The organism is Kitasatospora sp. NPDC047058, assembly GCF_040643935.1.
Taxonomy (GTDB): Bacteria; Actinomycetota; Actinomycetes; order Streptomycetales; family Streptomycetaceae; genus Kitasatospora.
This window is the reverse complement of the sequence record NZ_JBEYVJ010000504.1, coordinates 1-4270: the sequence shown is the minus strand read 5'-3', so window position 1 is coordinate 4270 and position 4270 is coordinate 1. Positions and strand designations below refer to the sequence as shown.

At 72.5% G+C, this 4270-nt stretch carries 5 protein-coding genes; all 5 read right to left on the bottom strand.

Annotated elements, in window-relative coordinates; all coding sequences use genetic code 11:
* Positions 1 to 86: 86 nt before the first annotated feature.
* Positions 87 to 974, bottom strand: coding sequence for a TauD/TfdA family dioxygenase (locus tag ABZ885_RS36355; RefSeq protein ID WP_360198663.1), 888 nt, complete (start codon positions 972 to 974; stop codon positions 87 to 89).
* A gap of 80 nt (positions 975 to 1054) precedes the next feature.
* Positions 1055 to 1924 (bottom strand): ABC transporter permease, encoded by an 870-nt coding sequence (locus ABZ885_RS36350; RefSeq protein ID WP_360198660.1) that lies wholly within the window; start codon positions 1922 to 1924, stop codon positions 1055 to 1057.
* On the bottom strand, positions 1921 to 2733 hold the full coding sequence (locus ABZ885_RS36345; protein WP_360198658.1) for an ABC transporter ATP-binding protein: 813 nt from the start codon (positions 2731 to 2733) through the stop codon (positions 1921 to 1923). The genes ABZ885_RS36350 and ABZ885_RS36345 overlap by 4 nt, the downstream gene beginning before the upstream one ends.
* A 5-nt stretch (positions 2734 to 2738) precedes the next feature.
* Positions 2739 to 3749, bottom strand: a complete 1011-nt coding sequence (locus ABZ885_RS36340) for an ABC transporter substrate-binding protein (RefSeq protein ID WP_360198655.1) — start codon at positions 3747 to 3749, stop codon at positions 2739 to 2741.
* Between the two features lie 276 nt (positions 3750 to 4025).
* Positions 4026 to 4112, bottom strand: coding sequence for a putative leader peptide (locus ABZ885_RS36335; protein WP_360198666.1), 87 nt, complete (start codon positions 4110 to 4112; stop codon positions 4026 to 4028).
* Positions 4113 to 4270 lie beyond the last annotated feature (158 nt).

The following is a 4270-nucleotide window of genomic DNA, read 5'->3' as shown; positions in this document are numbered from 1 at the left end:
CCGCCCGGGGAGTTGCTCCCCGGGCGGCCCGGTCGTCCGGCGGATACCGGAGGTGTGCAGGAGGTGTCCGGCGGTGTCAGGAGGCGTCAGGAGGTGTAGTGCGGGGCCTCGTCGCCCTCCAGCAGGCGGCTGGCCCCGCCCGCGACGCCGACCGGGACGTCGCCGGCGACGGTGACACGGTGCAGGCGGCGCGGCAGGCCGTCGTAGTCGTCCGGGGCGTAGTGCTGGGTCGCCCGGTTGTCGAACAGCACCACGTCGCCGACCTCCCAGCGCCAGCGGAGCACGTTCTCCGGCCGGGTCACGTACGACTGGAGGGTGCGCAGCAGGTCGCGGGAGGCGTCCGTCGGCAGGCCGGTGATCCGTTCGGCGAACCCGCCGATGAACAGCCCGCGTTCGCCGGTGTCCGGGTGGACCCGGACCACCGGGTGGGCGGTGCGGTAGGTGGTGGACGTGAAGACGCTGCGCCGCTCCGCCTCGGCCTCGTCGAGCTTGCGGCCCTGCGCGTAGTCGTAGGCGTTGGTGTGCTCGGCCCAGAGGCCGTCCACCCACGTCCGCAGCGCCTCCGGCAGGTCCTGGTAGGCGGTCTGGGTGTTGGCGATCAGCGTGTTGCCGCCGTACGGGGGCACCACCAGGCTGCGCAGCGTGGAGGCCTTGGGCGGGGTGCGGAGGAAAGTGACGTCGGTGTGCCACTGGTTGGCCCGGCCGCCGTCCTCGCTGTCGACCGGCAGGACGTTGGGCTGCCCGTCGAGCGCGGGGACGGTGGGGTGGGCGGTGGTGAGCGGGCCGAAGTGGCGGGCGAACCGCTGCTGGCCCTCGTCGTCCAGGTGCTGGCCGCGGAAGAACAGGGCCTTGTGCCGGAGCAGCGCCTCGTCGAGGGCGGTGACGGTCTTCTCGTCGAGCGGCTCGGCGAGGTCCAGGCCGGTGATCTCGGCGCCGATCCGGCCGCCGATCCGGCGGATGTCGAAGCTGGACATGCGGGTTTCCTCTCGGGGTGCGGGTGCAGTTGTGGGTACGGGTACGGGTGCGGGGCTCGGGGTGGCGGCGGGGCGCGTGGTCAGGACGGACCCCGGGCGGGCCGCCAGGAGGTGAACCGGCGCTCGACCACGACCAGCAGCTGGTTGAACGCCACGCCGATCACCGAGACGGTGAGGATGCCGGCGTACATCTGCGGGATCGCGAAGTTGTACTGCGAGGCGTTGATCAGGTAGCCGAGCCCGGCCTTCGCGCCGACCATCTCGGCGGCGACCAGCACCAGGATCGACACCGCGCCGGCCAGCCGGATGCCGGTGAAGACGACCGGGACGGAGGCGGGCAGGATCACCTTCTGGAACAGCCGCAGCGGCGGGAGGCCGAGCGAGCGGGCCAGCCGCAGCAGCGTCGGATCCACGGTGCGGACGGCGCTGATGGTGTTGAGCAGGATCGGCCACAGGCAGGCGTACAGCACGATGGAGATCTTCGAGGTCTCGCCGATGCCCAGGATCAGGACGAACACCGGCAGCAGGGCCAGAGCGGCGGTGTTGCGGAACAGCTCCAGCAGCGGACTGAGCAGGTCGGCGACCGCCCGGTACCAGCCGATCAGCAGCCCGAGCGGGACACCGACCGCGACCGCGAGGCCGAAGCCGCTGAGCGAACGCGCCAGGCTGGCCCGGGTGTCGGTGGCGAGCTGGCCGCTCTGCAGCAGGCGGAACCAGGCGTCGAGCACCTCGCTGAACGGGGGCAGGAACGTCCGGTCGACCAGGCCGAGCCGTGGGCTCGCCTCCCAGACCGCCAGCAGCAGTCCGACGGCCAGGCTCCGGGTGGCGGCCGTCCGGAGGACCCGGAGCAGCCGGTCCGGGCGGATCCGGTGCCCGGCCGCCCCGTTCCCCGGGTTGCTGCCGGTGACGGCGCGGCCGGCCTGTGGCCGGACTTCCACATCGGTGCTCATGCGCGGCTGACCTCCCTCTCCCACTGCTGGGCCCGGCTGACCTCGTCCTGCAGCAGGCTCCAGATCTCGTGCCGGTGGCCGGCGAACTCGGGACTGGACCGGAGGTCCGGGGCCCGGTCGCGGTCGCCCAGGCCGATGCGGACGACCTCCTTGACCCGCCCCGGCCGCGAGGTCAGCACCGCGACCCGCTGCCCGAGGTAGACCGCCTCCTCGATGCCGTGGGTGATGAACAGCACCGTCTTGCCGGTGCGTTGCCAGATCCGCAGCAGCTCGGCCTGGAGCGATTCGCGGGTCTGTGCGTCGAGCGCGGCGAACGGCTCGTCCATCAGCAGGACTTCGGGGTCGTAGGCGAGGCTGCGGGCGATCGCCACCCGCTGCTTCATGCCGCCCGACAGCTCGTGCGGGTGCCGGTCCTCGAACCCGGTGAGCCCCACCAGGTCGAGGAACTCCCGCGCACGGTTGGCCCGTTGGCGGCGCGGCACGCCGATCGACTCCAGTCCGAACTCGACGTTGCCCTGGGCCGTGCGCCACGGCAGCAGCGCGTACTGCTGGAACACCGTCGAGCGGTCCGGGCCGGGGCCGGTCACCGCGCGGCCGTCGAGCAGGATCTCGCCGGAGGTCGGCGAGGTGAGCCCGCCGACGAGGTCCAGCAGGGTGGACTTGCCGCAGCCGCTCGGCCCCACCAGGACGGTGAACTCGCCCGCGGCGATGGAGAGGTCCACGCCGTCCACGGCGACGAAGTCCTCCCGGGAGCGTCCGCGGACCGGGAAGGTCTTGGTCACTCCGTGAAAATCGATCTGCGCGCTCATCGCGCTCAACCCCCGTATCCGTTGAACTGGTTGGTGTAGAGGTCGGCCGACTTCACCTGGCCGGCCCTGATGTCGCCGTGCGCGACCAGCCAGTCGGTCCACGGCTTGAACTCGTCGTCGGTGATCCGCCCGGCGGTCTCCGCGACCCCGGTGGACTTCCAGTACGCGAGCGCGGCGGCGTCCTCGTTGCGGCCGCGGTTGCGGACGATCTGCGTGCTGCGCTCGATCACCTCCTCGGCCGGGGTGGTCCGGGCCCACTCGATCGCCCGCGCCACTCCGGTGACGAAGGTCCGGGCGGTGGTCGGGTTCTCCTTGAGGAAGCGGTTGGTGACCACGTAGGTGCCGGCGCTGAACCGGCCCAGCAGGTCGTGGTCGCTGAACAGCGGCCGGATGCCGCCGGACGCCAGCGCCTTGTCGCGCAGCACGCCGCCGAGCACCGCGACCTCGATCTGCTTCTGCCGCAGCGCCTGTTCGGTGTTGACCGGCGGGATCACGGTCGGTTCCACCTTGGCGATCTCGGCCGCGGACAGGCCGTTGCGCTGCAGGTAGATGTCGAGGACCGCCTCGGCGTGGGCGCCGAGTGTGTTCATGCCGACCTTCCTGCCGAGCAGGTCCCGGGCCGAGCGGATCGGGCTGTCCTCCAGGACGTAGTAGCCGCTGAAGGTCTGCTCGTCCACGCCGTAGTAGCTGATCACCGCCTTCACCGGCGCACCGGCGGCGATCAGCTTGACCACCGCACCGTTGAAGGCGCCGCCGAAGTCGATCTGCCCGGTCGCCGCGGACTGGATGTCCTGCGGCCCGCTGATCGTGTTGCCCACCCACTCCAGCTTCACGTCGCCGAAGTAGCCGAGGTCCTCGGCGAGTTCGGGCAGGGTGACCTGTCCGGCCCAGCCCTGGTAGCGGAGTTTGCGGGTCTCGCCCCCGCTGCCGCCCGAGGCGGCGGCCCGTCCGCAGGCGGCGGCCACGGCTCCGAGGGCGGTCAGGGCGAGGAGTCGGCGGCGGGTGACGGAGGCCATGGCGTGGTTCCTTTGCGGGCGGGAGGGTGTGCGGGATCGCGGCACCGGGATTGCGGTACCGGGATTGGGGTACCGGGTCGCGACGCCGGGCTTGGGGTACCGGAGTTGCGGCACCGGCGTCGGGCCGGCGGTCTCGGGCCGAGGCGCGGCGGAGGGTGCCGGCGGGTGGGCGGAAGGCCCGGCGGACGCGGACGACGGCGCGGCGTCGGGCTGCGACGTCGTGGGACGGGCGGCCGTCAGGCGGGGAGGGTGAGGCGGTGGCGGAGCAGCGGGGCGTCAGCGGCCGGCAACGGCACAGATCGCGCTCGCGTGACGTCGCAGATCGACGTGCAGGCGGCCCACAAGGCTCTCGGATTGGCTCACGACGTCAGCGTTCCAGTGCCCGCCCGCCGGGGTCAACGTAAGTTCACCGGGCGGAAGAAACCAGGCCGCCGTCCACCGGGGCGACGTGCACCTCGGGCGCACCGTCCCGGGTGGAGGTGAAGGCGACGTACCGGCCGTCCGGGGAGAACCGCGGCCGC

What these genes read in the sequence shown, in the direction of transcription:
- ABZ885_RS36355 (WP_360198663.1), bottom strand. Translation starts at nt 974, where the DNA reads ATGTCCAGCTTCGACATCCGCCGGATCGGCGGCCGGATCGGCGCCGAG.
- ABZ885_RS36350 (WP_360198660.1), bottom strand. Translation starts at nt 1,924, where the DNA reads ATGAGCACCGATGTGGAAGTCCGGCCACAGGCCGGCCGCGCCGTCACC.
- ABZ885_RS36345 (WP_360198658.1), bottom strand. Translation starts at nt 2,733, where the DNA reads ATGAGCGCGCAGATCGATTTTCACGGAGTGACCAAGACCTTCCCGGTC.
- ABZ885_RS36340 (WP_360198655.1), bottom strand. Translation starts at nt 3,749, where the DNA reads ATGGCCTCCGTCACCCGCCGCCGACTCCTCGCCCTGACCGCCCTCGGA.